Annotated in this window: 1 protein-coding gene; it reads right to left on the bottom strand. The window is 74.4% G+C overall.

Going from position 1 to position 793, the window contains the following annotated elements:
* Window positions 1–2 precede the first annotated feature (2 nt).
* Window positions 3–793: pyridoxal-dependent decarboxylase (locus JHN63_RS51605; RefSeq protein WP_234478979.1), on the bottom strand; the 791-nt coding region annotated here is incomplete at its 5' end.

The raw sequence follows: 793 nt of genomic DNA on the forward strand, positions 1-793 counted from the left end.
GCTCATCGGGGGGTGTTTCCTTCCACCAGTTTCAGGAGGGCGGCCAGGTCGTCGGGCCGGGTGTGGGGGTTGAGGAGGGTGACCTTGAGCCAGAGCCGGTCGTCGAGCGCGGCCCGGCCGAGCACGGCCCGTCCGTCGGTGAGGAGTTGGCGGCGTACGGCGGCCACGGCGTCGTCGGTGGCTCCGGCGGGCCGGAACAGGACCGTGCTGATGACGGGACGGTCGTAGAGCTCGAAGCCGGGATGGTCGCGGACGAGCGCGGCGAACTCCCGTGCGCGGGCGCAGACTTGGTCGACGAGGGTGCCGAGTCCGGTGCGGCCGAGGGTTTTCAGGGTGACGGCGAGCTTGAGGACGTCGGGGCGTCGGGTGGTGCGCATCGAGCGGCCGAGGAGGTCGGGCAGGCCGGCTTCGGTGTCGTCGTCGGCGTTGAGGTAGTCGGCGCGCTGGGTGAGGGCGGCGAGGTCGCGGGGGTGGCGGACGGCGAGGAGTCCGGCGGCGACGGGCTGCCAGCCGAGTTTGTGCAGGTCGAGGGTGACGGTGTGGGCGCGGTCGAGGCTGGCGAGTTTGTCGCGGTGGCGGTCGCTGAAGACGAGGCCTCCACCGTAGGCGGCGTCGATGTGGAGGCGGGCGCCGTGGGCGGCGCACAGGCCGGCGATCTCGGGGAGCGGGTCGATGAGTCCGGCGTCGGTGGTGCCGGCGGTGGCGGCGACCAGGACGGAGCCGCGCGGGCCGGGCAGCGCGGTGAGGGCCTCGTCGAGGGCGGCGGGGTCGAGGGTGCCGGCCGGGGCGGGGA

The sequence above is a fragment of the Streptomyces sp. MBT65 genome (assembly GCF_016612545.1).
In the GTDB taxonomy this organism is placed as follows: Bacteria; Actinomycetota; Actinomycetes; order Streptomycetales; family Streptomycetaceae; genus Streptomyces.